Origin of the sequence: Streptomyces achromogenes subsp. achromogenes (assembly GCF_000720835.1) — a bacterium.
Classification (GTDB): Bacteria; Actinomycetota; Actinomycetes; order Streptomycetales; family Streptomycetaceae; genus Streptomyces; species Streptomyces achromogenes.
Map to the genome: position 1 here is coordinate 106,864 of NZ_JODT01000007.1, position 25,027 is coordinate 131,890.

Sequence of the window (25,027 nt, forward strand, 5' to 3'; positions counted from 1 at the left end):
GTCTCATCATTCGGCATGCGTGCGTACGGTGGGGACGTACCGGCGGACGGCTGCGGGCCGCTCCGCCACGAGGGGAAGGGGTACGGCCATGCCGGAGGCACAGGAGACCGCCGTCTACACGCACGGGCACCACGAGTCGGTGCTGCGCTCGCACACCTGGCGGACCGCCGCCAACTCCGCGGCCTATCTGCTCGGCTCCCTGAAGCCCCACATGAAGATCCTGGACATCGGCTGCGGGCCGGGCACCATCACCGCCGACCTGGCGGAACTGGTCCCCGACGGCCATGTCACCGGCGTGGACCGGGCGCCCGGCGTGCTGGAGCAGGCCCGGGCCACCGCCGCCGGCCGGGGGCTGGCCAACGTCGACTTCGCGGTGGCCGACATCCACGCCCTGGACTACCCGGACGACACCTTCTGCGTGGTCCACGCCCACCAGGTGCTCCAGCACGTGGGCGACCCGGTCCGGGCGCTCAGCGAGATGCACCGGGTGACGAAGCCGGGCGGGTTCATCGCCGTACGCGACGCGGACTACGCGGCGATGACCTGGTATCCGGCGGTGCCGGGGCTGGACGACTGGCTGGACCTGTACGAGCGGGTGGCCCGGGCCAACGGCGGCGAGCCCGACGCCGGGCGCCGGCTGAAGGCGTGGGCGCTGGCCGCCGGGCTGACCGACGTCACCGCCACCACCAGCACCTGGACGTTCGCCACCGCCGAGGAGCGGACCTGGTGGAGCGGCCTGTGGGCGGACCGCACCCTGGCCTCCGCGTACGCCGACCGGGCGGTCCAGGGCGGCCACGCCACCTTGGAGCGGCTGCGCGCGGTGTCCGAGGCGTGGCGGGACTGGGGCCGACGCGAGGACGGCTGGTTCGCCGTTCTGCACGGGGAGATTCTGTGCCGTAAAGAAGCCTGATTCGCGGATTTCTGGAAACCAGATCTGCAGGAGGTTTCACACTATGGTTCCCATCCTGCTGGTACTGCTTCTGGCCCTTGTTCTTTTCGGCGCCGGATTCGCGGTGAAGATTCTCTGGTGGATTGCCCTGGCGGTGCTGGTCCTCTGGCTGCTGGGTTTCGTGGCCCGCGGCACGACGGCCGGCGGCGGCCGGGGGCGGTGGTACCGGTGGTGACATGACGTCCCGGCCGGCCCGCTAGTCGCGGGGCAGCAGCGGTCCGAGCGGCCCGAGGTCCAGATTCAGGTCCTCGGGCCGCAGGCCGTAGCGGTCGCGCAGCTCGGCCATGCGTTCCTCCAGAAGCATCAGGGTGAGCCCGATGCGCTCCTCCTGCTCCTCGGTCAGCTCGCCGGTGTCGAAGCGGCGCACGGCCTGCCGCTCCATGAGCTGGCGCAGCAGTTCCACCACGGTCAGCACCAGTTTCACCAGGTCGCGCTCGACCGTGTCGGGTTCCAGGTCGAGCCGCTTGGGCGGGGTCACATGGCCTCCTCGGAGGGCTCGGCGGGCCCGGCGGGCGGGAAAGCGGGCTCGAAGGGCGAGGGCACCGCCGCGTTGACGGAGCTGATCAGGGCGTTCAGGTCGATCCGGACCAAGTCGACGTCCGCGATCCGCAGGGTGATGTCCCCGGTGATCACGACTCCGCCGGCCAGCAGCCGGTCGAGCAGGTCGACGAGCGCGATCTCACGCCGCTCGACTACGGTCACGACACCCCCTCCCCCACGTCCGCCGCGCCTTGGCCGTCTTGTATCTGCCCGGTGTCCCCGGAGCCCCCGGTGTCTCCCGTGAACGAATAAGCAGCCCACGGGCCGGTCAGTTCCACCCGGAATCCGGGCTCCTCGTCCTTCGTCCGGTCCACCAATTCCACGAATTCCTCGGAATGGGCCCGCGGCACCAGATAGGCCGCGTTCAGCACATTCAGCCCCGACGCCTGTGAAAGCGCGGAATTCTGCGGAGCGTGCAGCCGGACATCCTCGGCGTGTGCCGAAAGGCGTGCGTGCAGCGCGTGGGCGAACCGCTCGGCCCGCTGCCAGGTCTCCTCCTTCGCCTGCCCGCGCGCGCGGCGCTGCCGCAGATAGTCCCGGCCGCTCGCGGGCTTCGCCCCGGCGGCGGGCGGCGCCCCGACCGGCTCGGCGGCCGCCTCCTCGGCGTACACCTTCACGCCCCATTCCACCCGGCCGTCGAGCCGGTCCAGCAGGGCCCGGAAGTGCTCCTCGCGGGCCTCGATCATGACGCGTACGGCGCTGTCGTCACGGAAGACGGTGGCGAGCCGCAGCGGCAGCGGTGTGGTGACCGTGGTGAGCGCGTCGACCACGCCCTGGTGGGCCCGGGCGGTCGCGGCGAGCCAGTCCAGGTCCTCCAGGTGGGCCTTCAGCGCCTCCTCGCCGAAGTCGGCCTCCGGGACCGTACTGACCACGGCGACCAGCCCGTGGTGGTGGAGCAGGCCGGCCGGGGCGCCCGCGACGCCCGTCAGCTCGGCCTGCAACGGCGTCCCGAAGGGACGGCACACGGCGTACACGTAGCGCAGTCCGGTCATGGGGCCTCCTTCGGGGCGCGGCGGCCCGGCTCCAGTTCCTCCAGCCGGGCGAGCCGTTCGCGCAACTCGGCGTTCTCCCGGGCCAGCTCGTCCCGGCGGGCCCGGGAGGACAGGGCGGGATCGCTCTCCCACCAGTCGATCCCCATCTCCTTGGCCTTGTCCACCGAAGCGACGATCAGTCGCAGCTTGACGGTGAGCAGTTCGATGTCGAGCAGGTTGATCCTGATATCGCCCGCGATGACGACGCCCTTGTCGAGCACCCGTTCGAGGATGTCGGCGAGGTTGGCCCCCGATGCCTGCCCGTACGGCTCGGGCAGGCGGCTCGGCGTCGTCATCGACCACCCCCGCGCCCGGTGGACTCGGGTTCTTCTTCCTCTTCCTCTTCCTCGTCGTACTCGTCGTAGGCGCCCTCCTCGCCCTCTTCGGGCTCCTCCTCGGGCTCCTCTTCCTCCTCGCCCTCGTACTCGTCTTCGTACTCCTCGGGCTCCTCAGGTTCCTCGGGCTCCTCGGGCTCCTCAGGTTCCTCGGGCTCCTCGGGCTCCTCGGCCTCGTCGCCGGGCTCCTCGGCGTCCTTCGGCTCCCGGTCCTCGTTCTCCGAGGCCTGTGCCCCGGACTCCTGCTCCTGCTCCTCCTCGGCCACCGCGTCCTCGTGGCTGCGGACCACCTCGCCGTCGCGGATCTCGCCCCGCCAGGCGTCCTCCGCCTCTCCCTTGAGGGTGATGAAACGGGCGAAGTTCTTCAGGTCCAGCCTGGCCCGGCGGCCCTGGGCGCGCCAGATGTTGCCGGTCTTCTCGAACAGGCCGGTCGGGTAGTACTCCATGACCAGCAGCACCCGGGTGAGGTTCTCCTCCAGCCGGTGGAAGGAGACCACGCCCTTGGTGGTGCCCTTGGCGCCCTCGGAGGTCCACTGGATGCGGTAGTCGGGTATCTGCTCGGTCGTCTGCGCCTTCCAGCTGCGGGAGGACCAGAAGATCTTCGCCTGCCAGTCGGAGTGGGTGTCGTCGGAGCGGCTCGCGCTCTTGACGCCCTTGGCGAAGGTGCTGAAGCTCTGGTACTGCGTCCACTGGTCGTACGCGGTGCGCAGCGGCACGCCGACATCGACGGACTCCATGATGACGGTGGGCTTCCTGCCCGCGCCGCCCTTCTTGCCCTTGCCGCCCCCGAGGTTTCTGACCGCGCCCAGCACGCTGTCCTTGGCACGGGAGGCACCGAGCTCCAACGCGGAGCGCACCGGGCCCTTGCCCTCGGCCAGCTTGCGGCCGCCTTCCAGGGCCAGCTTGGCGAAGCCCGGGCTGTTGCCCTCGGCGATGTCGTTGAGCTTGACGGTGGTCTCGCCGAGCTTGCGGCCGGCACCGGCCAGCATCCGTTCGGCCTGCGCCATCAGATACGCGCGGGCCTCCTCCTTGAGCCGGTCGGCGGCCTCGCTCTGGGCGAGGCCGGTCAGCGGGCCCGTGCCCTTGGAGGCCGTGGAACGCAGGGTCTCGGTCATCGGTCATCGCCGCCCTTCGAGCGCCGGGTGGCAGCGCCGCGGGCGGCCCCGGCCGTGCGCTTCGCCGCCGACTTCCCGGCCGCGCTCGTCTTCCTGGTCGTTCCCTTCCCGGCGGCGGACAGCGGCTTCTTGGCCGGCTTCCGCCCGGGAGTCTTCTTCTCGGGGGCCTTCCGCTCGGACGTCTTCTCCGGTTCCTCTTCTCCGTCCTTCTCCGGTTCCTGTTCTTCCTCGCGTTCCTCGCGGGCCTCCTCGCCGGAGCCGCCGGACACGGCCCCGGACAGCTGGTCGCGCACCCGGTCGGTGCGGCTGTGCAGCCGGTCGGCGAGCGAACTCATCTGCCGCTCGACCATCGCGCCGGAGGCCGCCTTGCCGACGCCCCGCAGGTCCTGGCGCAGCTGGTCCCCGATCTCCTGGAACTGCGGGTTGCTCTTCAGCTGCTGGTTGACCAGGTCCGCGAGCGTCTTCGGGCTGAGGTTCAGCTTCTTGCCCGCCACCAGGGAGCCGACGGCGAGCGCCATCTTCAGCTTCTTCGTGCGGCCGAGCAGATATCCGGCCCCTACGGCGAGGCCCAGTGCCGTTCGGTTCATCGTCCCGTCCCGTTGCCTGTCGTGTTGCCGGAGTGCATGGCTGTCTCCAGCCGGTCGAGCAGTTCGTCCTCACACCGGTCGAACTCCTCCTCGGTGATCTCGCCCGCCTCCAACCGCTCCTCGAGGCGGGCGAGCTCGGCCCGTACGGTGGCGGGGTCGTAGTAGATCCGTTCCGCCTCGCGGAGCACCTGCCTGACGGCCCAGCCGGCGCCGCGCACAGGGGCGAGCGGCAGCATCAGCACTTCACCTATCAGTCCCACGGTGTTCTCCTTCCGTCGGGCCGGGAGCGCCGGTCAGCGCGCGCCGGCGTCCGCGCCGGTCGTGGTGGAGGCGGGCTGGGCCGGTCCGGGTTCCACGAAGCTGTACGGCGGCAGCGGCCCGTGGACACTCAGCTCGAGATGGGGGTGGCTCTGGCGGACCTCCTCCACGGCGGCCAGGAAGCGGTCGGACGTGTCCCGTGGCACGAGGTACGACACGTTCAGCAGCCAGCCGGTGGACTCGGGGCCCACACTGACCGCGGTCGCGGCCGGGGCCAGCAGGTCCCGTACCTGCTGGGCGTCGTCGGCTTCCTTGGCCTTGACCAGATGGGCGACCAGTTCGCCGAGGCGGATCTTGTCGTCGTAGCTGCCTCCGCCGGAGCGGCGGTTGGCCTCGGCGAGGGCGCGGGCCTCGGTGTTCTCGGCCATCACCAGGTGCAGCACGGCCTCCTCGACATGGGTGGCCTTGACGTTGTACTCGACCTTGCCGTCCAGCTCCCGCAGCCGCTCCGCGTAGTGGTCCGCCCGCTCGGTGAGCACGTGGACGACCGCGTCGTCGTCGTCGGCGACGCTGCCGAACCGCATGGGCAGCACGCAGCCGCCGGCCCCGGCCTCGGCGAGCACGTTCTGGTGCGCGAGCAGGTCGCGGCGCTTGGGGCGCAGATCCTCGGGGGCGTCGCTGACCACGGCGGACAGGTCACCGGCCGTGAGGACGCGCACCGGGCGGGCCGGCTCACCCACCCCGGTCATGCCCTCGGGCAGCGCCGGGTGCGACCGGGTGGTGATGCCGTAGACGTAGGTGCTCACTCCTGCTCCTCCTTACTGCGCGACGGAGCCTTGCGGGCACGCGGCCGGGACTCGGTCTCCCCTTCCTGGCGGGCCTGGTTGAAGGCGTCGGAGATGGTCTGGGCGGCACCGGACAGCGCGCCCTTGGACTTGCCCCGGGCGCCCTTCTCGGTGATCTCGCCGACCACCTCGGGCAGACCGGGGCTCTTGCGCGGGCCCGACTCCAGGTCCAGGCGGTTGCACGCCTCGGCGAAGCGCAGATAGGTGTCGACGCTGGCCACGACGACCCGTACATCGATCTTCAGGATCTCGATCCCGACCAGGGAGACGCGGACGAACGCGTCGATCACGAGCCCCCTGTCGAGGACGAGTTCAAGCACGTCGTAGAGGCCGCTGCTGCCGCCTCCGCCTCCGGTCTGCTGTGCCGGAACAACAGTCATGCCGGCTATTCCTCCTCGTGCCTAGTAGGTGCACGGTGTGGGCGGTCGGGGCGCGCGGTGGGCTCAGCGGCCCCCGCGCGCGTCGGCCCTGCCGCGCTCGTAACGGCGGACGCGCCGGTATCCGGTCAGCTGCCCCTCGGGGTCCAGCTCGACCTGGTAGCTCGCCATCAGGCTCATGGTGTCGGGCACCCGGGTGAGCTCCAGCACCTCGACTTCGACGGACCAGCCGTCCTCGGTCTGCTCGAAGGAGGAGACCGTCTCGGGGACGAGTCCGGTGAGTTCGGTGAGCTGGGCGCGCGCCTGGCGCAGGACCTCCATGGGGGTCGGCCGACGGCCGTCCGCTTCGTTCTCGTTCCGTTCGTTGCGCACGGTGTCGTGCGTGTCGCTGTCGTGTGAGTCCTGGGTTTCCTGTGGACTCTGTGTCTTCGGTGTGCTGTTTGTGTTCGACATGGCCACCTCTCCCTGCGTGTGGCCGTTCCTCCCTTGGCCAAACCTCAGGAGCGCATGTGATCGAGGCGGCGTCGGGCCGGGCCGAGCGAGCGGCCCCGTCGCGGCAGGCCGGCCCACGGCTGGGTACGGGCCTGCTCGACGGCGTCGGCGAGGCTCCACCGGCGGGCGTCGAGCGCCGGGTCGTCCACCTGCTTCCAGGCTAGGGGCACGGCGACCGGGGCGCCCGGCCGGGCGCGGACGCTGTAGGGGGCGACGGCGGTCTGGGCGTAGGCGTTGCGCTGGACATCGAGGTAGAGGCGGTCCGCGCGGTCCTTCTTGCGGGCGGCCGTGGTGAGCCGGTCCGGGTGCCGGGCGGCGGCCAGGGCGGCCACGTCGTGGGCGAACCGCAGCACCTCCCCGGCGTAGTGCCCGCCGGTCAGCGGGACGACGAGGTGCAGACCGCGCGAGCCGGTGGTCATGGGCGCGGCGGGCAGGCCCAGCTCCGTCAGCAGCTCCCGCAGCCATCCGGCCGCTTCCCGGACGGCGGCGAAGTCCTCGCCGGGGGGATCGAGGTCGAAGACCAGCCGGTCGGGGTGGCCGGGTCCGCCGGCCCGGTCGGTGCGCGCGAGCCGGCGGTGCAGGGTGATACAGGCCTGGTCGGCGAGGTACAGCAGGGTCGCGGTGTCGTCGCAGACGACGTGGGTGACCGTGCCGCCCTCCTTGGCGACCTCGGCGCGGTGATCCACTCCGGATAGTGCCCGGGGACGTTCTTCTGCAGGAACCTCTCGCCGTCCAGACCGTCCGGGCAGCGCTCCAGCATCAGCGGACGGCCCCGTACGTGCGGCAGCAGATACGGCGCGACGGCCCGGTAGTAGTCGGCGAGGTCGCCCTTGGTGTACTCGGGCGCGCCGTCGCGGCCGGGGAAGAGGACCTTCCCCGGCCGCTGGATCTCCACCGTGCGCCGGCCCGCCCGGACCGTCCGCGCGGCGCCGTGGCTCATCGCACGACCGCCTCCTCGACCAGCAGCCGGGCCGCCGCCGCGATGCCCGCGGAGTCGATGCCGGCCGCGTGCAGCTGCTCGTCGGGGGCGGCCGAGCCCGGCATGGTGCGCACCGCGAGCCGGACCAGCCGGGGGGCCGGCCGGCCGTCGCCGAACACCTCCGCCACGGCGTCCCCGAGGCCGCCCTCCGGGTGGTGGTCCTCCACCGTGAGCAGGCAGCCGGTCTCCTCGGCGGCCCGGCGCAGGGTGGCGGCGTCGACGGGCTTGACCGAGTACAGGTCGACGACCCGCACCTCGATGCCCTCCTCGGCGAGCCGGTCGGCCGCCGTCAGCGCCTCGGGCACGGTCACCCCGGCCGCGACGATCGTCAGCCGGTCGGCGTCGCCGGAGCGCAGGGTCTTGCTGCCGCCGACCGGGAACTCCTCGTCCGGGCCGTAGATCACCGGTGTCTTGCCGCGGGAGGTGCGCAGGTAGCGGATGCCGTCCAGTGAGGCCATGGCCGCGACCAGCCGGGCCGTCTGGTTGGCGTCGCACGGGTAGAGCACCGTGGAGCCGTACACGGACCGGAACATCGCCAGGTCCTCCAGGCCCATCTGGGAGGGCCCGTCCTGGCCGATGGCGACCCCGGCGTGCGAGCCGACCAGGTTGATCCCGGAGCCGCTGATGGACGCCATGCGCACGAAGTCGTGGGCGCGGGTGAGGAACGCGGCGAACGTGGCGGCGTACGGCACCCAGCCGCGCGTGGCCATGCCGACCGCGCTCGCGACGAGCTGCTGCTCGGCGATGTAGCACTCGAAGTAGCGGTCGGGGTGTTCCTTGGCGAACTCCTCGGTGCGGGTGGAGTCGCCGACCTCGCCGTCCAGGGCGACGACGTCGCCGCGCGCGGTGCCGAGCGCGGCGAGGGCCTTGCCGAAGGCGTCCCGGGTGGCGGCCTCCTCGCCCACCTCGTAGTGCGGCAGCCGGACCGCCTCGGTGGTGACGGAGCGCGGCGCGGCGGCGACCTGCGGTTCGCTCACCCGGACCCGCAGGTCGCGCGGCCCGCCGAGTTCGGCGATGGCCTCCTCGGCCTCGGCCAGCGGCTTGCCGTGCAGTCCCTCGCGGTCCTCCACGGCGGCGACGCCCTTGCCCTTGAGGGTGCGGGCGAGGATCACGGTGGGCTGCCCGACGGTGGACAACGCCTCCCCGTAGGCCCGGTCGATCTTGTCGATGTCGTGCCCGTCGATTTCGATGGTGTGCCAGTCGAAGGCCTGGAAGCGGCGGGCGTAGGCGTCCAGGTCGTGGCCGTGCCGGGTGGCGCCGCGCTGGCCGAGCCGGTTGACGTCCACGATGACGACCAGGTTGTCCAGGTTCTCGTAGCCCGCGTGTTCGGCGGCCTCCCACACCGAGCCCTCCGCCAGCTCGCTGTCGCCGCACAGCACCCACACCCGGTAGCCGGTGCGGTCCAGCCGCTTGCCGGCGAGCGCGATGCCGACGCCGACCGGCAGGCCCTGGCCGAGCGAGCCGGTGGCCGTTTCCACCCAGGGCAGCCTGCGGGGCGTCGGATGGCCCTCCAGCCGGCTGCCCAGCTTGCGGAAGGTGACCAGTTCGCCGTCCTCGATGGCGCCGGCCGCCTTGTAGGCGGCGTACAGCAGCGGGGAGGCGTGTCCCTTGGACAGCACGAAGCGGTCGTTGGCGGGGTGTTCGGGGCGCTCGAAGTCGTAGCGGAGGTGGTTGGCGAGCAGGACGGCCAGCAGGTCGGCGGCGGACATCGAGGACGTGGGGTGCCCCGATCCGGCGGCGGCGGACGCCCGCACGCTGTCCACGCGCAACTGCTGGCCGAGTTCGGCGAGTTCGTCGGTGTTCATGAGTCTCCTAGGTCTCCTTACGGTCTGCCGGGGCCGGCCGCTGTCCGCTCGCGGGCTCAGCCGGCCGGGCCCGGGGTGTCAGCGGCACGGTGACCCGGCGGGCCTTTGGGACACCGGTGGCGGCCTGGGGCGGCAGCGGCAGGTGCGGGAAGTGGCCGGCCGGGTCGGCCGGCGTGATGTCGGCGCGGTTCCGGGTGAGCCGGAGCGGCGTGCGGGCGGCCCGGTACCCGGTGAAACCGGCGCCGACGATCACGACGCGAGGTCGGCTCACGGGGCGCCTCCGGGGGTGCGGCTCGTCCGAGGTCTTCCGCGTAACCGGGGCGGGGGCGGCCAAACGCCGGGCGGGCCACCGTTGCGCCGACCGGGGGGCGGCCGACGGTGGCGTTTCGCGCGGGCGCGCCCGGGTTACCCGGCCGGACCACGACCGGCACCCAGCCCCGCGGAGGTTTGCCCATGCCCGAGTACGGCTATTTCCTGGCGGCCGAGGAACACGACCCCGCGGCCCTGATCGAGCAGGCCCGGATGGCCGAGCAGGCCGGGTTCCAGGCGCTGTGGATCTCCGACCACTACCATCCGTGGAACGACGCGCAAGGGCAGAGCGCGTTCGTGTGGTCGGTGATCGGGGCGCTGTCCCAGGCGGTGTCGCTGCCCATCGAGACGGCCGTGACCTGTCCGACCGTGCGGATCCACCCGGCGGTGCTGGCCCAGGCCGCGGCGACCAGCGCGGTGCTGACCGAGGGCCGCTTCCGGCTCGGCGTCGGCAGCGGTGAGGCGCTGAACGAGCACATCCTCGGCGACCCCTGGCCCCCGGCGGGGGTGCGGCTGGAGATGCTGGAGGAAGCCGTCGAGGTGATGCGCCGGCTGTTCACCGGCGAGGAGGTCAGCCACCACGGCAAGCACTACACCGTGGAGAACGCCCGGCTCTACACCGTCCCGGACGAGCCCGTCCCGATCGACGTCTCCGCCTTCGGCCCCAAGGCGCTCTCCCTGGCCTCCCGGGTGGGCGACGGCTTCATCACGATGATGCCGGACGAGGAGGCGGTGCGCCGGTTCCGCGAGGGCGGCGGCGGGACGAAGCCGGTCAGCGGCGGCACGAAGGTGTGCTACGGCACCGACCGGGACGAGTGCGTCCGTACCGTGCACCGGCTCTGGTACAACGAGCTGCTGCCCGGCGAGATGGGGCAGGTGCTGCCCTCGCCCCGGCACTTCGAGCAGCTGCACGAGCTGGTCACCGAGGACATGGTGCGGGAGAAGGTGGTGTGCGGCGACGACGTCGAGCAGCACGTGAGCACGCTGCGGGCGTTCGCCGACGCCGGGTTCGACCGGGTGTACGTGAACCAGATCGGGCCCGACCAGCGGGGATTCTTCGACTTCTACCGGACGAAGGTGCTGCCGCGGCTCGCCGGGTGAGCGGGTCAGGCCCTGTGGTGCGGAACGTCCGGCGGGATCTGGGGCATCGGCGGGTACGGCATGCCCAGGCCCATCGGCGGGGTCGCGGGTGCGGCGCCGCCCACGACGCGGTGCGGTGGGTGCGGGGTGTGCCGGCCGTGGGCCGCGCCCCGCAGGGCGTACGCCACCACGCCGAGCAGCGCCGCGGTGAGCAGGGCCGCGGCCCAGCCGGGCAGCCCGGACGCCAGGGCCAGGCCCACCGCGAGGGCCACCGCGCCGCCCGCGTACAGGGCGACGGCACCCGAGGCGGCGTACAGCAGGGCGGTGCGGCGCTGCCTGCGGGACTGCTCGCGCAGTTCGTCGCGTACCGTCTCACGGGCCACCTGGGCCAGTTCCTCGACCAGGTGCCGGTCCAGATGATGTTCCAGGTTTTCCGAACGGTTGTTCATACCGTGCGGGTACCCGTCCCTCACAGCGGGTAACGCGGGAGCCGTGCACGCCCCCGGCGGCCCCAACTAGGCTCGTCCGCATGGAGATTCTGGGCGCTTCGCTGCGCATCTGCGTCGACGACCTCGATACCGCGATCCCCTTCTACGAGCAGCTGACCGGCGGCAGGGCGCTGCGCTTCACGCGCGGTGGTGTCGAGGTCGCCGCGGTCGGTTCGTTCCTGCTGATGAGCGGCCCCGAGGAGGAACTGGAGATCCTGCGCAAGGTGGCGGCGACGATCGCGGTGAAGGACGTCGAGGAGGCCCACCGGCTGCTGACCGGGCTGGGCGCGAGGATCGTCGCGGGACCGGTGCCGACACCGGCGGGCCGCAATCTGCTGGCGGTGCACCCGGACGGGTCGGTCTTCGAGTACGTGGACCAGCGCGGCTGAGCCGCTCAGCCGCGCATCTCGGTGGTCAGGGCCCAGCGTTCGTGGTCGCGCCAGGCACCGTCGACGTGGATCATGGCGGGCGAGAAGCCCTCCAGGCGGAACCCGGCGCCCCGGGCGAGGGCGATGGAGGCGGCGTTGCCCGGCTGGACGTTGATCTCCAGCCGGTGCAGGCCGAGCGGCCCGAACGCGTACCCGATGACCAGCTCCAGGCCCTCGCGCATCAGGCCCCGCCCGGCCGCGTGCGCGAAGGCGCCGTAGCCGAGGGCGCCGCACTGGAAGCCGCCCCGCACGATGTTGTTGATGTTGATGAAGCCGGCGATGTCCCCGCCGTCCCGCTCGCACACCAAAAAGCCGGCCCGGGCCGGGTCGTCGATCAGCCGGCCGGCGTAGTCGGCGTACGCCTCGTCGGTGTCCGGCGGGAACAGCCAGGGCCGGTGCAGGTCCTTGCTCTCCCGGGCCCGGGCGGTGAACTCGGGGCCGTCTTCCAGGGTGAAGGGCCGGATGCCCACGCGGGGGCCTTCGGCGAGGTACCGGGACGGGGGGTGCGCCATCGGCCCAGCCTACGGCGTCAGCGCAGGGCCGGCTCGTCCAAGGTGAGCGTGCCCGCCTCGGTGTCCAGGGTGGCGGCCACCCCGAGCGGCACCGTCAACGCCCCCTCGCAGTGGCCGAATCCGGCGTTCTCGGCGACCGGGATCCCGAGTCCGCCGAGCCGGTCGGCGAACAGGGCCCGCAGCTCCTCGGGGCCGGCGCAGTCCTCCCAGGAGCCGAGCAGCACCCCGTGCACCCCGTCCAGCCGGCCGGCGCGCAGCAGCTGGGTGAGGCAGCGGTCCAGCCGGTAGGCCGGCTCGCCCACGTCCTCCAGGCACAGCAGTCCGCCGTGCGCCGGGGGCCGGGCGTGCGGGGTGCCGAGTTCCGCGGCGAGCAGGCTCAGGCAGCCGCCGAGGGTGACGCCCCGGGCCCGGCCGGGGACGAGGGCGGTGCCGCCGAGGGCGAGGGTGCGCACGGTCTCGGGCGCGAACAGGGTGGCCCGCAGGTGTTCCTGGGCCCGCTGGTTCTTGATGAAGTCGGCACCGGCCGCCACCGGCCCGTACAGGGTGACCAGCCCCAGCCGGGTGGCGATGGCCTCGTGCAGCGCGGTGACGTCGCTGAAGCCGACGAACAGCTTGGGTCCGGCCGCGCGCAGGGCGTCCCAGTCGAGCAGGTCGATCATGCGCTGGGCGCCGTAGCCGCCGCGGGCGCACAGCACCGCGTCCACGGCGGGGTCGCACCAGGCGTTCTGGAAGTCGGCGGCGCGGTCGGCGTCGGTGCCGGCGAGATAGCCGAACCCGGGGTGCCGGTCCAGGGCGTGGGGGCCGGCGACCGGGTCGAGGTCCCAGCCGCGCAGCACGTCCAGGCCCGCCTGGAGGCGTTCCTCGGGCACCGGCCCGCTGGTGGCGACGACGGCGACCCGGGCGCCCGGGGCCAGCCGGCGGGGGCGGGCGAGTTCCTTCACGGGGACAGCTCCAGCTTCGGTGCGGGCGGCGCCGGGTCCAGCCCGAACACCTGGGTGTACAGCGACAGTTCCGCCTCCAGGGCGCGGATCATGGTATCGGCGCGGCGGAATCCGTGGCCCTCGCCCTCGAACGTGAGGTAGGCGTGCGGTACGCCCCGGCCGGCGGTCCGGGCGAGCAGGCGTTCGCACTGGGCGGGCGGGCAGACGACGTCGTCCAGGCCCTGGAGCAGCAGGAACGGCGCGGTGAGCCGGTCGGCGTGGGTGATCGGGGAGCGTTCGGCGTACCGGTCGGGGACCTCGGCGAGCGGGCCGATCAGCGACTCCAGGTAGCGGGACTCGAAGTCGTGGGTCTCGCCGGGGCCCCAGGTGGTGAGGTCGAGCACCGGGTAGCGGATGGTTCCGCAGGCGTAGACGTCGGTGGTGGTCAGGGAGGCGGCGGCGGTCCAGCCGCCGGCGCTGCCGCCCCGGATGGCCAGCCGGGCGGGGTCGGCGGTGCCCTCGGCGGCGAGGGCGCGGGCGACGGCCGCGCAGTCCTCGACGTCCACCACGCCCCACCGCTCGCGCAGCCGTTCCCGGTAGGCCCGGCCGTACCCGGTGGAGCCGCCGTAGTTCACCTCGGCGACGCCGATGCCCCGGGAGGTGAAGTAGGCGACGGTCAGGTCCAGCACGAGCGGGCTGCGGCTGGTGGGGCCGCCGTGCGCCCAGATCACGTACGGCGGCCGTTCGCCGTCGGGCGCGGTCCGCGCGGGGTGGTGCGGCGGGTACACGTGGGCGTGCACCTCGCGCCCGTCGGGCCCGGGGAAGACGCGCACCTCGGGCCGCGGGTAGTAGGCGGGGTCGACGGGGTCGCGGTGGCGGGCGCCGAGCACGCGGGCGCGGCCGGTGACGGTGTCCAGCTCCACCACCTCGTACCCGGTGTGCGGGCCGGCGCCGACGGTGACGACGCGCTGGCCGTGGACGGCGAGGGTGGGGGCGCACTCGGTCCAGGGCCCGGCGGCGTCGACGATCTCGCCGGACTCCGGGTCCAGTATCCCGAGCGCGGCCGGTCCGCGTCCGTGCAGGACGGCCAGCAGGCCGTTGTCCAGCGGCGCGAACCAGCGCAGCCCGAGCTGCCACAGGGGCCCGCCGAACTCCTCCTCGCGGGTGCACAGGGGGTGGCCGTCGCGGTAGAGCTGCCACCAGCCGCCGCGGTCGCTCGCGTACAGCAGGCGGCCGTCCGGGGCCCACTCGGCCTGGCAGACGGACTCGTCCGGGCCCCCGGCGACCGTGCGGACACCGGTCAGCCGGCCGTCGTCGGTCACCTCGGCGACCAGCAGGTCGGTGCCGTCCCAGGGCATCCGCGGATGGTCCCAGCCGAGCCAGGCGGCACGCCGGCCGTCGGGCGAGAGCCGGGCGCCGGTGACGAACCGGTGCCGGGCCGCGGTGAGTTCGCGCACGGCGGCGCGGTCGGCGGCGGCCGAGCCGTCCAGCGGCACGGCGGCCAGGACCCGTCGTACGTCGTCCGGCCCGTCCCCGGTGTGCTCCTCCAGCACGCACCACACCTCGCCGCGGGCGGGGTCCACGCGGGGCTCGGCCCAGCGCAGGCCGCCGCCGACCGGGGAGACGGGGGTGAGCGGGACGGGCTCGCCGCCGGGCTCGTACCGGTACAGCCGCTGGTCGGCGAAGTGCGCGAACACGACCAGCGGCCGGCCGTCGGCCACCACCCCGGTCCAGGGCCGGCCGCCGTACTCGACGACCCGGCTGCGGACGTTCCACGGCGCGGGCAGCACGGTCTCCTCGGTGCCGTCGGCGCGCCGCCGGACCAGGGCCCCTCGGCCGCCCTCGGCGGGCCGGGGCTCGGTCCACCAGATCTCGTCGCCGACGAACCCCACCCAGTCCGGGCGGCCGTCGTGCGCGGCGGCGAGCGCGGCGGTCACGGGCGAGGGCCACGATCCGTACGGCGCGGTGCGCATCTGTTCCCCCATCGGCTAGGCCGCCCTCAGGAAGCGGTCCAGGACCCGGACGCCGAAGTGCAGCGCCTCGACGGGCACGCGTTCGTCCACGCCGTGGAACAACGCCTGATAGTCGAGGCCGGCGGGCAGCTTCAGCGGGACGAAACCGTAGCCGGTGATGCCGAGCCGGGAGAACTGCTTGGCGTCCGTGCCGCCGGCCATGCAGTACGGCACCACGTGCCCGCCGGGCGCGAACTCCTCGACGGCCGCTCGCATTCCGGCGAACAGGGGGGTGTCCACCGGTGACTGGAGGGCCACTTCGCGGTGGGCGAACTCCCAGTGGACGTCCGGGCCGGTGAGCCGGTCCAGGGTGGCGGCGAACTCCTCCTCGGTGCCCGGCAGATAGCGCCCGTCGACATGGGCGACCGCCTCGCCGGGGACCACGTTCAGCTTGTAACCGGCGTCCAGCATGGTCGGGTTGGCGCTGTTGCGGACGGTCGCCTCGACCAGCGCCGCGGCCGGGCCGAGCTTCTCCAGCAGCCGGTCCACGTCGGTGCGTGAGGTCTCGATGCCGTACAGCGCGGCGAGCGCGTCCAGGGCGGCCCGCACGGTGGGGGTGAGGCGCGCCGGCCACTCGTGTTCGCCGATGCGGGTGACGGCGGCGGCCAGCCGGGTCACCGCGTTCTCCCGGTTGACCTTGGAGCCGTGCCCGGCCCGGCCGCGCGCGGTGAGCTTCAGCCAGGCGGTGCCCCGCTCCCCCGCCGCGATCGGGTAGATCTCCCGGCCGGAGCCGTCGTGGAAGGTGAAGCCGCCGGCCTCGCCGACGCCCTCGGTGCAGCCCTCGAAGAGTTCGGGGTGCCTCTCCACGAGGAAGCCGGACCCGTCCTCGGCGCTGGCCTCCTCGTCGGCGGTGAAGGCGATGACCAGGTCCCGGCGGGGCCGTACGCCCTGCCGGGCCCAGGAGCGGACCACCGCGAGGAGCATCGCGTCCATGTTCTTCATGTCGACGGCGCCCCGCCCCCACACCATCCCGTCCCGGACCTCCCCGGAGAACGGCGGCACGCTCCAGTCGGCGGGCTCGGCGGGTACGACGTCCAGGTGGCCGTGGACCAGCAGCGCGTCGGCGGACGGGTCGGTGCCCTCGATCCGGGCCACCACGTTGGTGCGGCCCGGGGTGCGCTCCAACAGCAGGGGTTCCAGACCGGCCCCGGCCAGCCGTTCGGCGGCGTACTCGGCGGCCGGCCGCTCCCGGCAGTCGCCGCCGCCCCGGTTGGTGGTGTCGACGCGGATCAGGCCGGAGGTGAACTCCACGACCTCGTCGAGTGCCTGCGGGTCAGCCATACTGTTCCTCCACGGCGGCGGAGGCGATCGTGGTGACCGCCTTGAACGTCCTGATGCCCTCGTACATGGTGGCGCTGGTGTACGCCACCTTCCGCTCGCCGGTGCGCGCCACGCCGGGGACGACGGTGGCGGCCTGGGCGAGATGCTCGGCGTCGAACTCGACGGCGACCGTGAACGGCCCGGCCTCGGCGGGCTGGTGACGGACCGCCAGCCGGGCGGCCTCCTTGGCGGCGGCGCGGATGTCGGCGGCGGTGCGGGCCGGGGTCCGGCACACGGCCGCGTACCGGGACACATGGTCCTTGACGGCCACCTTGGGTGCCTCGGGCGCGTAGCCGAGGGCGTCCTCGCAGGCCACGTCATCGCCGGTGACGAGGACGACCGGGACGCCGTACTCGGCGACGACGTGGGCGTTGAGCAGACCCTCGCTGGCGCGGACGCCGTTCAGCCACACCCCGGTGATCTGGTTGGCGAGGTAGGTGTGGGCGAGGACGCCCTCCATGCCGGCACCGGCGTGGTAGCCGACGAAGGCGATGCCGTCGACGTCTCCGTGCTGGACGCCCTCCACCATCGACAGCGCCTTGTGCCGGCCGGTGAGCATCTCCACCCGCTCGTCGAGCCGTTCCAGCAGCAGGTTGCGCATGGTCCAGTGGGCCTCGTTGACCAGCACCCGGTCGGCGCCGCCGTCGAAGAAGCCCTCCACGGCGGCGTTCACGTCGGAGGTGAACATCGACCGGCACCGCTCCCACTGCGGCGTCCCCGGCAGCACGTCGGCGGGCCAGGTGACGCCCGTGGCCCCCTCCATGTCGGCACTGATGAGGATCTTCATGCCGTGTCACGTTACGCGCCGGGCCGCCTGCTGGCCACGACCCGGCGGGGGCGGCGGTGCCCGCGTCCGGTCAGGCCCGGGCGAGGACGAACCAGCGGGCCGGCAGGTCGATGCGGGTGCCGTCGGGGAGGTACTCGGTCTGCGGCAGGGCGGTCTCGCCGTCGGCCAGGACGGTGAGGCCGGCCTCGGCGAGCAGGCGCGGGATCTCCTCGTCGGGGGCGGCGGCGGGCTTGAGGCCGTGGTGGAAGACCCGGCGGAGCTTGGGCGGCGGGCCCGCCGGACCGGCGGCGGCGCGGCTGAGGACGTCCCGGGAGGCGGAGGTCAGCTCGACCACGAAGGCCCGGCCCTCGGTGCCGATGATCTCGGCGACGGCGGCGGCCACCGCGGGGCGCGCGGCCGGCTCGCTCTGGTGGATGACGGCCCGCATGTAGACGTGGCTGTCGCCGAGCCGCCGGTGCAGGGCGCGGACGGCGTCGGTGTCGGTGAGGTCGAGCTGCTGGAACTCGACGGGGGCGTCGCCCGCGGCGCGGCGGGCGTGTTCGACGGCCGCGTGCGAGAGGTCGACGCCCACGGCACGGGCGAACCGGGTGGCCAGATAGCGGGTCTGGGTGCCGTTGCCGCAGCCGAGGTCGACGATCGTACGGCCCGGGTCGGCGTGCGGCAGCAGGAGTTCGCTGTGCGGTGCGGCGCTCAGCGAGGGGTCGCAGTCCCATATCGCCTCCCCCCGGGCGCCGGAGGTCTCGCTCCAGTAGCTCTCCCACGCATGGCGATAGGTGTCCGAGATGTTCATGCGGTCTCCCCACGGGTCGGTTCCGTGATCGGGATATCGCGGCGGAGCGGCGCGGGGCAAGGGTCGCGCGGCTGGTTCCCGGGCGAGGTGCTGCCCGGCGGGTCAGCGGCCGGGGGTGAGGGCCTGTTCGAACCAGACGGTCTTGCGGTGCCCGGTGGCGCTGGCGCCCCACTCCCGGGCCAGCCGGCTGACCACGCGCAGTCCCCGGCCGGACTCGTCGTCGGGGCCGGTGCTCAGCAGGGCGGGCAGCGCGGGTTCGTCGTCGGTGACCTCGAACAGCAGCGCGTCGGTGCGCACGATCCGCAGGCCGATCCGGTCGCTCGCCGCGTGCAGCACGGCGTTGGTGACGACCTCGCTGACCAGCAGTTCGGCGGTCTCCACGGCCTGCGGCAGGCCCCAGTCCAGCAGTTGTCCGCGCACCAGGCGGCGGGCCCGGGGCACCTCGGCCGGTACGGACTCCAGCCGCCACTCGGCGACATGGTCGTCCGGGATGCCGTTGAGACGCGCCATGAGCAGGGCGACGTCGTCCTTGCGCCCGCCGTGGGTGTTCAGCGCGCGGATGATGGTGTCGCAGGCGTCGTCCATCGAGGCCGCGGGGTGGGCGGCGGACTCGCAGAGCGCGGCCAGGCCCTCGCCGATGTCGGAGCCGCGCACCTCGACCAGGCCGTCCGTGCACAGCACCAGCCGGTCGCCGGGCGCCACCTTGACCCGGGCGGCCTCGAACGGGACGCCGCCGACGCCGATCGGGGCTCCGGTGGGCAGGTCGAGGAGCCTGCTGCCGCCGTCCTCGGCGCGCACCAGCACGGGCGGGATGTGGCCGGCGTTGGCGAGGGTCAGTTCGCCGCGGATCGGGTCGTAGACCGCGTACAGGCAGGTGGCGAGGTAGGTGTCGCCGAGCCGGCGGGCCAGGTCGTCCAGGTTGCGCAGGAGCTGGGCGGGCGGGGTCTCCATGGCGGCCATGGTCTGGACGGCGGTGCGCAACTGGCCCATCATCGCGGCCGAGTTCAGTCCGTGGCCCATGACGTCGCCGACCACCAGGGCGGTGCGGGAGCCGGGCAGTTTGATGGTGTCGAACCAGTCGCCGCCGATCCTCCCGAGCCGGGTGCCGGGCAGATAGCGGGTGGCGACGTCACAGCCGGCCATCCGCGGGGTGATCTGCGGCAGCATGCTGTCCTGGAGGGTGTCGGCGACGTTCTCCTGGTACGTGTACATGCGCGCGTTGTCGAGCACGAGGCCCGCGCGGGCGGCGAGTTCGGCGCCGGTGGTGCGGTCCATGTCGTCGAACCGCGGCCGGTCGGGGCGGCGCATCAGCACCATGAAGCCGAGGACGACGTTGCGCGCCTTGAGCGGGACGATCAGCAGCGACCGGCCGCCGATGAGCGGCCTGAGGTCGCGCTTCTCGAACTCGCCGGAGATCCGCTCGGACAGCTCCTCGGTGACCCGGGGGACGAGCACGGGTTCGCCGGTGACCATGCACTGGTAGAACGGGGTGTGCTCGGGGAAGGCGAAGGCCTCGCCGACGGGCACGGTGTCGTCCCAGCGGCCGGGTTCGTCGTTGTGCTCGACCCAGACGCGGAACATCACGGTGCTGGCGTCCGGCGGGCCGTCCGGGAAGCCCTCGCCGGCCAGCACCGCGGCGCGCAGATGGGTGCCGGCGAAGTCCGCGAACCGGGGTACGGCGGCGCTGGTGACCTCGCGGATGGTCTCGCCGAGGTCCAGGGAGGAGCCGATGCGGGAGCTGACCTCGTTCAGGAACTCCAGGCGCTCGCGGACGGCGGCGTACTCCAGGTCCTGTTCGGCGCCGGCCGGGACCGCGGCGGCCACGGGCCGGTGCCCGGCCGCCGCGGGCTCGGGGACGGCTTCGACGGCGATGCGGCCGGGGCGGCGGGGCACACCCCAGTACGGGGTCACGGGCACCCGTTCGTGCCGGCTGAACTCCAGGATGGGGTAACCGAGTTCGAGGACCTGGGAGACGATGCGGGCGCTGAGGCCCGGGCCCATGTTGGGCAGGATGTCGGGCAGGCGCCGTTCGAGGTCCTCGGCGGCGGGCAGTTCGGTGTGGCGGGCGAAGCCGGGCGTGATGCGTTCGGCGGCCGGGTCGTCGTGGCCGCGTTCGGCGCGCAGCCGGGTGGCGTCGGCGACGAGCACCAGCAGCCGGGACGGGTCCGGGCCGACCAGTGGGTAGGCCCACCACAGCACGTCGATCCGGTCCTCGGCGCCGGGCCCCTCCGGGTGCGGGCAGAGCCGGGCGCAGCCGGCCTGGGGGTAACCGCTCCGCCCGTCGAGGGAGGACTCCAGGTCGGGACCGGCGGGGCCGTCGGGACCGGACCCGTCGTACGACGCGGGGCCGCCGAACGGGCCGTCGATGTCGTCGGCGTCGTCGGCGTGGTCGGTGTCGTCGGCGTGGAGGGCGCCGGAGACGGGCAGCAGATCGGCCGCGGGCCGTCCGACGGCCTCCTCCCGGCCGACGCCGAACAGGCGCCGCGCACCGCTGCTCCAGTGGGACACCAGACCGGCGCGGTCGACGACGACCACGGCCAACGGGACGCGGCCCGCCGCGGTGTCGCCGATGCCGCGCCCGGCGGGCGCGTCCCGCTCGTTGCCACGGTCCATGGCCCAGGCCCTTTCTCCCCACGGCTGTCCGCAAAACGATCTGTGCCGCCGCCACTACGGTAAGGCGGCCACCGGTCGCGATGTGTGGCAATCCTGGAATTGGGTGCACCGGATGCACCGGCGCACGGCCCGGCGCGCTGCGTGCGCCCCCCGGTCAGTCCTCGTGCCCCAACTGGAGGTCGCGTTCCGTGCGTCCGCCCCCCGCGACCTGGAGCACGGTGGCCACCGGCGGGTAGCCCGCGGCGATGACGGTGTACTCGCCGGAGGAGAGGTCGACGAACCGGAAGGTTCCGTCGGCTCCGGTGGTCAGGGTGTCGACGACGTTGCCGGCGGCGTCGAGCAGGGTCACCCGGGCCTCCTCCACGGGGCGTCCGCCGCCGGCCCGGACGGTGCCCCGCAGTACGGCGCCGCCCGCGAGCTCGACGTCCTGCCGGGTCTCCCGGGAGGCCTGCACGGTGACCGGGAGGGCGGCGGGCCGGAAGGCGGGGGCGCTGGCGGCGAGGGTGTACTCCCCGGCCACCAGCTCGGTGATGACGTAGCCGCCCTCGCGTCCGCTGCGGGTGGTGGCGACGACCTCGCCGTGCACGTTGGTGAGGGTGACGGTGGCGTCCCGGACGGGGCTGCCGTCGGCGGTGAGCACGCTGCCGGCCAGGCGTCCGGCGCCGCCGAGGACGACGTCGAGCTCCACGGGGCGTTCGCCGACGGTGACGGAGACGGCCTGCGGCTGGTGTCCGCCGGCGGCGGCGATCAGCACGTAGGAGCCGGGGCCGGGCGTGCCGAGCGCGTACCGCCCGTCCTCGCCGCTGGCTCCCCGGCCGACCTGCTGCCCGGCGATGTCGATGAGGGTGAGGGCCGCGCGGGGCACGACGGTGCCGTCGGGGTGCTGCACCGTGCCGCACACGGGGATGCCGGCGGTGAACGGCGAACGGGCGTGCGGGAGCGGGACGTTCACCGGCGCGGTCTCCTGGTCGGTGGCGGGGGCGTGGTGGGACACCAGGGGTTTCTCCTTGAGGAAGCAGGCGATGAGCAGGCCGAGGGCGAGCACCGGGACGAGGTAGAGGAAGATCCGGGGCATCGCGTCGGCGTAGGCGCGGATGTAGGCGTCGCGCAGGGCCGGGGGCAGCGCGTGGACGAGCTGCGGGGTGATCGAGTCCGCGGCGGGCAGGCGGGTGCCCGTGCCCGGGGGCAGCTCGGCGCGGAGCGAGGAGGTGAGCCGCTGGGCGAAGAGGGTGCCGAAGACGGCGGCGCCGACGCTGCCGCCGATCTGCCGGAAGTAGTTGTTGGCGCTGGTGGCGCTGCCGAGGTCGGCGGGGCGTACGGAGTTCTGCACGGCGAGGACGAGCACGGGCATCACCAGGCCGATGCCGGTGCCGAGGACGGCCATCCAGATGCTGTAGTGCAGCCGGGGCGTGTCGGTCTGGAGCCGGGACAGCAGCCACATGCCGACGGCCGAGACGGCGCTGCCGAGCACGGGGTAGATCCGGTAGCGGCCGGTGTGGCTGATGAGGTGGCCGCCGACGATGGAGGCGCCGACGATCCCGGCCATCATGGGCAGCATCAGCAGTCCGGACTCGGTGGCGCTGGCCCCGTCGACCATCTGCAGGAAGGTCGGCAGATAGCTGGCGGCGCCGAACAGGGCGACGCCGATGACCAGGCCGACCAGGCCGCTGACGGTGAACACGGAGTCGCGGAACAGCCTGAGCGGGATGAGGGGTTCGGCGGCGAAGTGCTCGGCGAGCAGGAAGAGAACGGTGGTGACGAGGGCGCCGGCGGCGAGGAAGAGGATGGGCCGGGAGTCCCAGGCATACTCGGTGCCGCCCCAGCTGGTGAGCAGCACCAGGCAGGTGGAGGCGGCGGCGAGCAGGATGGCGCCGGGCACGTCGAGCCGGGCCCGCACGGGCGGCCGGGGCAGTTTCAGCACGACGGTGACGACGGCGAAGGTGACCAGGCCGAAGGGGACGTTGACGTAGAAGCACCAGCGCCAGGAGAGGTGGTCGGTGAAGTAGCCGCCGAGCAGGGGGCCGGCGACGGAGGCGAGGCCGAAGGCGGCGCCGATCAGTCCCATGTACCGGCCGCGTTCCCGGGGCGGCACGATGTCGGCGATGATGGCCTGCACGCCGATCATGAGGCCGCCCGCGCCGACGCCCTGGAGCGCGCGGTAGAGGACCAGTTGGTCCATACTGCCGGCCCGGCCGGCGAGCGCGGAGCCGACGACGAAGACGGCGATGGCGAACTGGAAGACGCCCTTGCGGCCGACGAGGTCGCCCAGCTTGCCGTACAGCGGCAGGCCGATGGTGGAGGTGAGCAGGTAGGCGGTGATGGCCCAGGACATCTTGTCCAGGCCGTGCAGTTCGCCGACGACCTTGGGCAGGGCGGTGGCGACGATCATCTGGTCCAGGGCGGCCAGCAGCAGTGCCAGCATCAGCCCGGAGAACACCAGCCGGACCCGGCGGGGCGTCAGCGGCACGGCGGGCGCGGGGAGCGGCGGCGCGGTCGCGGACGCCTCGCCGGCCGCCGGTGCCACGTCCGGCTCCTGCCGCGCCAGTGTCGTCCCGCCCACGGACCGCTCCCCTCGTTGCGCCTCGCGCGTTTCCCGCGTGAGGCGACAACGGAGATCGGTTGCCTGGGGTTACGGCACCGCCCGGCCCGGGCCGGAGATCCACTCGAACCGGTGAAGGGGCCGACCGGAGGTCAACGCCCTTGCACCGGCGCGCGGTTGGGCTACTTCTCGACCTCGGCGGCGAGGTTGGCGAGCAGCGCGTCGTAGATCCGGCCGAGGCCCTTGGGCGCGAAGGTGCGCTCGAAGAAGCCGCCGATGCCGCCGGCGCCCTGCCAGGTGGTGGTGACGACCACGCGGGAGCGGCCCTCGCCGGCCGGGGTGACCCGCCAGGTGGTGACCATGGAGGAGTTGCGGTCCTTCTCGACGAGCTCGCCGTCGGTGGGCTCGGCCACCTCCAGCAGGCAGTCGCGCACCCGCTTGCTGGTGGCCTGGAGCTTCCAGTGGACGAGGGTGCCCTCGCCGTCGCCGCCCTCGCGCACCTCGTACTCGCTGAAGTGTTCGGGCAGCAGCTTCTGCCGGGTGCCGCGGTAGTCGGCGAGGGCGTCGAACACCTTCTCCGCGTCCGCCGCGACGACCCGCTCGGTAGTGGCCTCGACCTGCGCCATTGCGTTCCTCCAGGACCTGTCTTCCGGTACGGGGCAAGCCAACCACCCCCGCACCCGGCGGCCCAAATCGGGGTCCGCACGATCATGGGAACACATGTTCTATTCTGTGCCCAGTGCTACCGAGGAGGCGTCATGCGCTGGGACAACCTCACCGACGACGGCGACCACGCCCGGGCCGCCGACGCCGCGCTGTTCGGCGCGGACGCCGTGACGACCCGTACCGACCCGCCCGGGTTCCGCGGGATCACCTTCCACGAGGTGCGGGCGCGCTCGGTGCTCAACCGGGTGCCGGGCGCCTCGCGCATGCCGTTCGAGTGGACGGTCAATCCCTACCGGGGCTGCTCGCACGCGTGCGTGTACTGCTTCGCCCGCGCCACCCACGGCTATCTGGACCTGGACACGGGCCTCGGCTTCGACACCCAGATCGTGGTCAAGGTCAACGCCCCCGAGGTGCTGCGCCGCCAGCTCGGCTCGCGCCGCTGGCGGGGCGAGCACGTGGCGATGGGCACGAACGTCGACTGCTACCAGCGCGCCGAGGGCCGCTACCGGCTGATGCCGGGCATCATCTCCGCGCTCACCGACCACGCGAACCCGTTCTCGATCCTCACCAAGGGCACCCTGATCCTGCGCGATCTGCCGCTGCTGGTCCGCGCGGCCGAGGTGACGGACGTGGGCGTGTCCGTCTCCGTGGGCTTCCTGGACACCGAGCTGTGGCGCACGGTGGAACCGGGCACGCCCGCGCCCGAGCGCCGGCTGGAGGTCGTGCGCGCCTTCGCCGGGCACGGCATCGGCTGCGGGGTGCTGATGGCGCCGGTGATCCCGTTCCTGAGCGACGACCCGGAGCGGCTGCGGGAGACCGTGCGGGCGATCGCGGCGGCCGGGGCGGTCTCCGTCACCCCGCTGGTGCTGCATCTGCGCCCGGGCGCCCGGGAGTGGTTCATGGCCTGGCTCGGCCGGCACCACCCGCACCTGGTGCCCCGCTACCGGCGGCTGTACGCGGAGGGCGCCTACGCGCCGCGGTGGTACCAGCGCCGGATCACCCGTCAGGTGCACGAGCTGGCCGAGGAGTACGGCATCGGGCCCGCCCGCTCCGGGCAGGCCCGCCGGATCCACCCGGCCGCGCCGGGTCCCGAAGCACCGGCCCCCGACGCGGCGGAACCGGTGCAGCTCAGCCTGATGTGAGCGGCCCTGGGCGCGTTGGGGGCATCCCGCGGCCCGATCGGGTCAAGTATCGCGAAGCCGGGTTCCCCGGGACCCCGGCGCCGGGACGATCCGGGCGGAACCGTGCCG

The 25,027-nt window shown here is 73.4% G+C and carries 27 protein-coding genes and 1 pseudogene; 5 read left to right on the forward strand and 23 right to left on the reverse strand.

Annotated elements, in window-relative coordinates; genetic code table 11:
• Window positions 1–88: 88 nt before the first annotated feature.
• Together IH25_RS0109160 and IH25_RS0109165 are read left to right on the forward strand one after the other, a co-directional pair.
• Window positions 89–910 carry a class I SAM-dependent methyltransferase gene (locus IH25_RS0109160; RefSeq protein WP_030605832.1) on the forward strand — a complete coding sequence of 274 codons (822 nt, stop codon included), beginning with the start codon at window positions 89–91 and terminating at the stop codon, window positions 908–910.
• A gap of 43 nt (window positions 911–953) precedes the next feature.
• Window positions 954–1,124, forward strand: a complete 171-nt coding sequence (locus IH25_RS0109165; RefSeq protein WP_030605834.1) for a hypothetical protein — start codon at window positions 954–956, stop codon at window positions 1,122–1,124.
• A 21-nt stretch (window positions 1,125–1,145) separates the two neighbouring features.
• On the opposite strand, the gene IH25_RS0109170 is transcribed toward IH25_RS0109165, so the two are convergent.
• From IH25_RS0109170 to IH25_RS0109230, 13 genes and pseudogenes are all read right to left on the reverse strand, one after another.
• Complete coding sequence (locus tag IH25_RS0109170) at window positions 1,146–1,427, reverse strand: gas vesicle protein K (protein ID WP_030605837.1); 282 nt, start codon at window positions 1,425–1,427, stop codon at window positions 1,146–1,148.
• On the reverse strand, window positions 1,424–1,651 hold the full coding sequence (locus IH25_RS0109175; protein WP_030605839.1) for a gas vesicle protein: 228 nt from the start codon (window positions 1,649–1,651) through the stop codon (window positions 1,424–1,426). The genes IH25_RS0109170 and IH25_RS0109175 overlap by 4 nt, the downstream gene beginning before the upstream one ends.
• Window positions 1,648–2,481 (reverse strand): GvpL/GvpF family gas vesicle protein, encoded by an 834-nt coding sequence (locus IH25_RS0109180; protein WP_030605842.1) that lies wholly within the window; start codon window positions 2,479–2,481, stop codon window positions 1,648–1,650. Before IH25_RS0109180 ends, IH25_RS0109175 begins: the two co-directional genes overlap by 4 nt.
• The gene (locus tag IH25_RS0109185; RefSeq protein ID WP_030605844.1) at window positions 2,478–2,816 is read right to left on the reverse strand and encodes a gas vesicle protein; all 339 of its coding nucleotides are present in this window, start codon (window positions 2,814–2,816) and stop codon (window positions 2,478–2,480) included. Before IH25_RS0109185 ends, IH25_RS0109180 begins: the two co-directional genes overlap by 4 nt.
• Window positions 2,813–3,970 (reverse strand): SRPBCC family protein, encoded by a 1,158-nt coding sequence (locus IH25_RS0109190; RefSeq protein ID WP_030605845.1) that lies wholly within the window; start codon window positions 3,968–3,970, stop codon window positions 2,813–2,815. Before IH25_RS0109190 ends, IH25_RS0109185 begins: the two co-directional genes overlap by 4 nt.
• Window positions 3,967–4,557 (reverse strand): hypothetical protein, encoded by a 591-nt coding sequence (locus IH25_RS0109195; protein WP_030605848.1) that lies wholly within the window; start codon window positions 4,555–4,557, stop codon window positions 3,967–3,969. Before IH25_RS0109195 ends, IH25_RS0109190 begins: the two co-directional genes overlap by 4 nt.
• Complete coding sequence (locus IH25_RS0109200; protein WP_030605850.1) at window positions 4,554–4,817, reverse strand: gas vesicle protein GvpG; 264 nt, start codon at window positions 4,815–4,817, stop codon at window positions 4,554–4,556. The genes IH25_RS0109195 and IH25_RS0109200 overlap by 4 nt, the downstream gene beginning before the upstream one ends.
• A 33-nt stretch (window positions 4,818–4,850) precedes the next feature.
• Window positions 4,851–5,621 (reverse strand): GvpL/GvpF family gas vesicle protein, encoded by a 771-nt coding sequence (locus IH25_RS0109205; RefSeq protein ID WP_030605852.1) that lies wholly within the window; start codon window positions 5,619–5,621, stop codon window positions 4,851–4,853.
• Entirely contained in the window at window positions 5,618–6,040 is a 423-nt protein-coding gene (locus tag IH25_RS0109210; protein WP_030605854.1) for a gas vesicle structural protein GvpA, read from the reverse strand. The genes IH25_RS0109205 and IH25_RS0109210 overlap by 4 nt, the downstream gene beginning before the upstream one ends.
• 63 nt (window positions 6,041–6,103) lie before the next feature.
• On the reverse strand, window positions 6,104–6,490 hold the full coding sequence (locus tag IH25_RS0109215) for a gas vesicle protein GvpO (RefSeq protein ID WP_030605857.1): 387 nt from the start codon (window positions 6,488–6,490) through the stop codon (window positions 6,104–6,106).
• 44 nt (window positions 6,491–6,534) lie between these two features.
• Window positions 6,535–7,319 (reverse strand): annotated as a pseudogene (locus tag IH25_RS37430) (DNA polymerase domain-containing protein).
• Between the two features lie 146 nt (window positions 7,320–7,465).
• Window positions 7,466–9,313, reverse strand: a complete 1,848-nt coding sequence (locus IH25_RS0109225) for a transketolase (protein ID WP_030605859.1) — start codon at window positions 9,311–9,313, stop codon at window positions 7,466–7,468.
• 7 nt (window positions 9,314–9,320) lie between these two features.
• Entirely contained in the window at window positions 9,321–9,584 is a 264-nt protein-coding gene (locus IH25_RS0109230; protein ID WP_157846954.1) for a hypothetical protein, read from the reverse strand.
• Between the two features lie 182 nt (window positions 9,585–9,766).
• Here IH25_RS0109230 and IH25_RS0109235 point away from each other — a divergent pair, with 182 nt between their 5' ends.
• On the forward strand, window positions 9,767–10,723 hold the full coding sequence (locus IH25_RS0109235; RefSeq protein ID WP_030605863.1) for an LLM class F420-dependent oxidoreductase: 957 nt from the start codon (window positions 9,767–9,769) through the stop codon (window positions 10,721–10,723).
• A gap of 5 nt (window positions 10,724–10,728) precedes the next feature.
• On the opposite strand, the gene IH25_RS0109240 is transcribed toward IH25_RS0109235, so the two are convergent.
• Window positions 10,729–11,151: a phage holin family protein gene (locus IH25_RS0109240; RefSeq protein ID WP_030605865.1), complete on the reverse strand. Its 423-nt coding sequence runs from the start codon at window positions 11,149–11,151 to the stop codon at window positions 10,729–10,731.
• Between the two features lie 80 nt (window positions 11,152–11,231).
• Here IH25_RS0109240 and IH25_RS0109245 point away from each other — a divergent pair, with 80 nt between their 5' ends.
• Complete coding sequence (locus IH25_RS0109245; RefSeq protein ID WP_030605867.1) at window positions 11,232–11,579, forward strand: VOC family protein; 348 nt, start codon at window positions 11,232–11,234, stop codon at window positions 11,577–11,579.
• 5 nt (window positions 11,580–11,584) lie between these two features.
• Here IH25_RS0109245 and IH25_RS0109250 read toward each other — a convergent pair whose 3' ends face one another.
• The 9 genes from IH25_RS0109250 to IH25_RS0109290 all read right to left on the reverse strand — a co-directional run bounded on the left by IH25_RS0109250 (window position 11,585) and on the right by IH25_RS0109290 (window position 23,737).
• Window positions 11,585–12,130, reverse strand: a complete 546-nt coding sequence (locus tag IH25_RS0109250) for a GNAT family N-acetyltransferase (RefSeq protein WP_030605869.1) — start codon at window positions 12,128–12,130, stop codon at window positions 11,585–11,587.
• Window positions 12,131–12,147: 17 nt separating this feature from the next.
• Window positions 12,148–13,071, reverse strand: coding sequence for a S66 peptidase family protein (locus IH25_RS0109255; RefSeq protein ID WP_030605871.1), 924 nt, complete (start codon window positions 13,069–13,071; stop codon window positions 12,148–12,150).
• A complete protein-coding gene (locus tag IH25_RS0109260) occupies window positions 13,068–15,035 on the reverse strand; it encodes a S9 family peptidase (protein WP_030605873.1) in 1,968 nt (655 codons plus the stop codon). Before IH25_RS0109260 ends, IH25_RS0109255 begins: the two co-directional genes overlap by 4 nt.
• 3 nt (window positions 15,036–15,038) lie before the next feature.
• Window positions 15,039–16,343: a M20/M25/M40 family metallo-hydrolase gene (locus IH25_RS0109265; RefSeq protein ID WP_030605875.1), complete on the reverse strand. Its 1,305-nt coding sequence runs from the start codon at window positions 16,341–16,343 to the stop codon at window positions 15,039–15,041.
• Window positions 16,336–17,169 (reverse strand): M55 family metallopeptidase, encoded by an 834-nt coding sequence (locus IH25_RS0109270; protein ID WP_030605878.1) that lies wholly within the window; start codon window positions 17,167–17,169, stop codon window positions 16,336–16,338. The genes IH25_RS0109265 and IH25_RS0109270 overlap by 8 nt, the downstream gene beginning before the upstream one ends.
• Window positions 17,170–17,239: 70 nt before the next feature.
• The gene (locus IH25_RS0109275) at window positions 17,240–17,959 is read right to left on the reverse strand and encodes a class I SAM-dependent methyltransferase (protein WP_030605880.1); all 720 of its coding nucleotides are present in this window, start codon (window positions 17,957–17,959) and stop codon (window positions 17,240–17,242) included.
• A gap of 102 nt (window positions 17,960–18,061) precedes the next feature.
• Window positions 18,062–20,572, reverse strand: a complete 2,511-nt coding sequence (locus IH25_RS0109280; RefSeq protein ID WP_030605882.1) for an ATP-binding SpoIIE family protein phosphatase — start codon at window positions 20,570–20,572, stop codon at window positions 18,062–18,064.
• A gap of 154 nt (window positions 20,573–20,726) precedes the next feature.
• Window positions 20,727–23,132 carry an MFS transporter gene (locus IH25_RS0109285; RefSeq protein WP_030605884.1) on the reverse strand — a complete coding sequence of 802 codons (2,406 nt, stop codon included), beginning with the start codon at window positions 23,130–23,132 and terminating at the stop codon, window positions 20,727–20,729.
• 161 nt (window positions 23,133–23,293) lie between these two features.
• Window positions 23,294–23,737: an SRPBCC family protein gene (locus IH25_RS0109290; RefSeq protein WP_030605886.1), complete on the reverse strand. Its 444-nt coding sequence runs from the start codon at window positions 23,735–23,737 to the stop codon at window positions 23,294–23,296.
• Between the two features lie 132 nt (window positions 23,738–23,869).
• Between IH25_RS0109290 and IH25_RS0109295 the strand changes: the two genes are divergently transcribed.
• Window positions 23,870–24,919, forward strand: a complete 1,050-nt coding sequence (locus tag IH25_RS0109295; RefSeq protein WP_030605889.1) for an Rv2578c family radical SAM protein — start codon at window positions 23,870–23,872, stop codon at window positions 24,917–24,919.
• The last annotated feature ends 108 nt before the right edge of the window (window positions 24,920–25,027 follow it).

Coding starts and splice junctions, on each gene's coding strand:
- IH25_RS0109280 (WP_030605882.1), bottom strand. CDS start 20,572: ATGGACCGTGGCAACGAGCGGGACGCGCCCGCCGGGCGCGGCATCGGC.
- IH25_RS0109250 (WP_030605869.1), bottom strand. CDS start 12,130: ATGGCGCACCCCCCGTCCCGGTACCTCGCCGAAGGCCCCCGCGTGGGC.
- IH25_RS0109265 (WP_030605875.1), bottom strand. CDS start 16,343: ATGGCTGACCCGCAGGCACTCGACGAGGTCGTGGAGTTCACCTCCGGC.
- IH25_RS0109215 (WP_030605857.1), bottom strand. CDS start 6,490: ATGTCGAACACAAACAGCACACCGAAGACACAGAGTCCACAGGAAACC.
- IH25_RS0109260 (WP_030605873.1), bottom strand. CDS start 15,035: ATGGGGGAACAGATGCGCACCGCGCCGTACGGATCGTGGCCCTCGCCC.
- IH25_RS0109210 (WP_030605854.1), bottom strand. CDS start 6,040: ATGACTGTTGTTCCGGCACAGCAGACCGGAGGCGGAGGCGGCAGCAGC.
- IH25_RS0109195 (WP_030605848.1), bottom strand. CDS start 4,557: ATGAACCGAACGGCACTGGGCCTCGCCGTAGGGGCCGGATATCTGCTC.
- IH25_RS0109275 (WP_030605880.1), bottom strand. CDS start 17,959: ATGAACATCTCGGACACCTATCGCCATGCGTGGGAGAGCTACTGGAGC.
- IH25_RS0109190 (WP_030605845.1), bottom strand. CDS start 3,970: ATGACCGAGACCCTGCGTTCCACGGCCTCCAAGGGCACGGGCCCGCTG.
- IH25_RS0109240 (WP_030605865.1), bottom strand. CDS start 11,151: ATGAACAACCGTTCGGAAAACCTGGAACATCATCTGGACCGGCACCTG.
- IH25_RS0109235 (WP_030605863.1), top strand. CDS start 9,767: ATGCCCGAGTACGGCTATTTCCTGGCGGCCGAGGAACACGACCCCGCG.
- IH25_RS0109165 (WP_030605834.1), top strand. CDS start 954: ATGGTTCCCATCCTGCTGGTACTGCTTCTGGCCCTTGTTCTTTTCGGC.
- IH25_RS0109185 (WP_030605844.1), bottom strand. CDS start 2,816: ATGACGACGCCGAGCCGCCTGCCCGAGCCGTACGGGCAGGCATCGGGG.
- IH25_RS0109225 (WP_030605859.1), bottom strand. CDS start 9,313: ATGAACACCGACGAACTCGCCGAACTCGGCCAGCAGTTGCGCGTGGAC.
- IH25_RS0109270 (WP_030605878.1), bottom strand. CDS start 17,169: ATGAAGATCCTCATCAGTGCCGACATGGAGGGGGCCACGGGCGTCACC.
- IH25_RS0109295 (WP_030605889.1), top strand. CDS start 23,870: ATGCGCTGGGACAACCTCACCGACGACGGCGACCACGCCCGGGCCGCC.
- IH25_RS0109245 (WP_030605867.1), top strand. CDS start 11,232: ATGGAGATTCTGGGCGCTTCGCTGCGCATCTGCGTCGACGACCTCGAT.
- IH25_RS0109290 (WP_030605886.1), bottom strand. CDS start 23,737: ATGGCGCAGGTCGAGGCCACTACCGAGCGGGTCGTCGCGGCGGACGCG.
- IH25_RS0109160 (WP_030605832.1), top strand. CDS start 89: ATGCCGGAGGCACAGGAGACCGCCGTCTACACGCACGGGCACCACGAG.
- IH25_RS0109180 (WP_030605842.1), bottom strand. CDS start 2,481: ATGACCGGACTGCGCTACGTGTACGCCGTGTGCCGTCCCTTCGGGACG.